Origin of the sequence: Azonexus sp., assembly GCF_036170495.1 — a bacterium.
Lineage (GTDB): Bacteria > Pseudomonadota > Gammaproteobacteria > Burkholderiales > Rhodocyclaceae > Azonexus.
This window is the reverse complement of the sequence record NZ_JAVHPH010000186.1, coordinates 1-2,585: the sequence shown is the minus strand read 5'-3', so window position 1 is coordinate 2,585 and position 2,585 is coordinate 1. Positions and strand designations below refer to the sequence as shown.

General features: G+C 63.1%; 3 protein-coding genes. All 3 read left to right on the top strand.

All coding sequences use genetic code 11. The annotated features are described in order from the left end of the window. The 3 genes from ADADOO_RS06315 to ADADOO_RS06305 are packed head-to-tail and all read left to right on the top strand — an operon-like array spanning nucleotide 1 to nucleotide 2,272. Nucleotides 1–795, top strand: a complete 795-nt coding sequence (locus ADADOO_RS06315) for a substrate-binding periplasmic protein (protein ID WP_511275965.1) — start codon at nucleotides 1–3, stop codon at nucleotides 793–795. A 2-nt stretch (nucleotides 796–797) separates the two neighbouring features. Next, the gene (locus ADADOO_RS06310) at nucleotides 798–1,742 is read left to right on the top strand and encodes a beta-propeller fold lactonase family protein (protein WP_511275964.1); all 945 of its coding nucleotides are present in this window, start codon (nucleotides 798–800) and stop codon (nucleotides 1,740–1,742) included. Next, nucleotides 1,739–2,272, top strand: a complete 534-nt coding sequence (locus ADADOO_RS06305; protein ID WP_511275962.1) for a cytochrome b — start codon at nucleotides 1,739–1,741, stop codon at nucleotides 2,270–2,272. Before ADADOO_RS06310 ends, ADADOO_RS06305 begins: the two co-directional genes overlap by 4 nt. The last annotated feature ends 313 nt before the right edge of the window (nucleotides 2,273–2,585 follow it).

Below are 2,585 nucleotides of genomic sequence, written 5' to 3'. Positions count from 1 at the left end.
GTGGCCTTGCCGGCCCTGGCCGATGGCCTCGAAGCGATCCGTCAGCGCGGCCGGTTGCGCGTTGCGGTCTACAACGATTTTGCCCCGTATTCGATGGCCGGCGGCAAGGGCATCGATGCCGATGTTGCCCGAGCGATTGCTGCCAAGCTTGGTCTGACGGCTGAAGTGGTCGGCTACAACGCCGATGAGGACATGAACGACGACCTGCGTAATATGGTTTGGAAAGGCCATTATCTGGGCACTCAGCCGTCCGACGTCATGATGCATGTGCCGGTTGACGAGCACCTGGCGCGTGCCAACGACAAGGTCCGCATCTTTGGCGCCTACCACGTCGAAACGCTCGCCCTGGCGCGTAATCCGGAGCGGGTGCCAAAGCCGCTGGTCGGCTCGGCAGCCGTCGCGCTGGAAATCTTTACGCGCGAAAAAATCGGTGTTGAAACGGCGTCGCTGGCCGACTCCTTCATGCTCGGCGTGCTCAATGGCCGCCTGCGCGAGAACGTCGTGCATTTCAAGAACGTCGCCGAAGCCGCCAAGGGTATGGCCGAAGGCAAGGTGGCGGCTGTTCTGGCGCCGCGTGCCGAGCTCGAAGCGGCCACCCGGGGGCAGGGCAATCTGGTTCTGGAAAGCCCGAAATTTGCCGAACTGAAAGTAGATAGCTGGAAGCTCGGCATGGCCGTCAAGGTCGAGGATCAAGCCCTGGCCGAAGCGATCGGCAGTGCGCTCGCCGACTTGAAGAAAGACGGCACGATTGCCGCCATCTTCAAGCAGCACGGCATTTCCCATCAGGCGATCTGACCATGCTCCGGCCCTTGTCGAAACTCCTGCTGGCTGCGCTGATGGCGGCTTTCGGCGGCGCGGCGCTGGCCGCCCCGTTGGCCTACGTGCCGAATGAAAAATCGGCGACGGTCAGCGTCATCGATACGGCCACCGACCGGCGTCTCCGCGACATCCCCGCCGGTCAGCGTCCACGCGGCATTGCCGGCGGTGACGGCCACCTGTATCTGACCGATGGCAAGACGGGTAGCCTGCTCATCATCGATACCGTCGCCGGCGTGTTGCTGGACACCGTGCCGGTTGGCGATTCGCCGGAAGGCGTCAGCCTCTCAGCCGACGGCACGCTGCTCGCCGTGGCGGTTGAGGACGACAACAGCGTTGTTTTGCTCGCCGCGCCGCAGGGTAAGGAATTGGCGCGCATCAAGGTGCACGGCAAGAACCCGGAACACGCCGTGTTCAGTCCGGATGGCCGCTGGCTCTACGTTAGCGCCGAAGAGGCCGAGCAGGTCGATGTCGTCGACGTAGCCGGCCGCCGACAGGTGGCCAGCATCCCGGTCGGCAAGCGGCCGCGCGGCATCGGTTTCCTGCCCGACGGTAGCCGCGCCTATGTGGCCAGCGAGACGGCCGGCAAGGTTTACGCCATCGACGTCGCCGAGCGCCGCGTCGTCGCTGAAATCACTGCTGGCCAGTACCCTGCCGGGATCGCCGTGCATCCGGACGGCAAGCGCGTCTTCGTTTCCAACGGGCGCGACCCGTCGGTGATGGCCATCGATGTTGCCAGCAACACGGTCATCGCCACCATCGAAGTCGGCAAACGCCCGTGGAACATGGCGATCACGCCTGACGGCACCAAGCTTTATGTGGCCAATGGCCGCTCTGGCACGGTTTCCGTGATCGATACCGGCAGCTACAAGAAGCTGGCCGACATCGCCGTTGGCGAACTGCCCTGGGGTGTCAGCATCCGATGAGTGGCGAGCGCTACACGCTGCCGGCCATTGCCCTGCACTGGGTGCAGGCGGTCGTTGTCATCTGGTTGCTGTGGCTGGGCTGGACCATGGTCGATCTGCCCAAGGGGGCTGAACGCAGTGCTGCCTATGGCCTGCACAAATCGCTTGGCCTGCTCGCGCTGTTGCTCATCGTCGCCCGTCTCGCCTGGCGCCGCGGTCATCCGGCGCCGAAACTCCTGGCCCGCGGCTGGGAGGCCAAATTAGCCACGGCGGTTCATCACGCGCTTTACGGCTTGTTGTTGCTGGCGCCGCTGGCCGGTTTTCTCGCCTCATCCTTCACGCCTTACGCCATCAAGTTCTTCGCTATCGAACTGCCCAAAATGGGCTGGCCGGATGAGGCCCTCAACGGCGTTTTCAAGCTTGCTCACGTCGCCTTCGTCTGGGGCCTGGCCGGCCTGATCGCCCTGCACATCGCCGGCGGCCTCAAGCATGCCCTCCTGCGCGACGGTACCTTGCAACGCATGTTGCCCGGCTGGCCGCTCAAAAACTGAACAGTTGCTCCACCACGGAGCAATGTGCTCTGACTAAAGTCATAGCGATTGCTGCGGTCAACCGGGAAAAACAGCCGAAAATGAAATTCATCGCCACCGTCGGGTGGCTTTTTTTCGCCTGCGCCGACGCACCTGGCTGGCCGGAAGCGCGTGATATGCTGGAGTTCTTTCCGGTGTAATACGGCCTGACGCCGGCTCCCGGCCCATATCCAAAAACATCAGTCAATCAGGAAAGTTTTCATGAAACTCCACTCCCTGTTGTTGCTACTCATTCTGGCCCTGGTTGCCGCCTTCACTGCCCTGAACTGGGGGG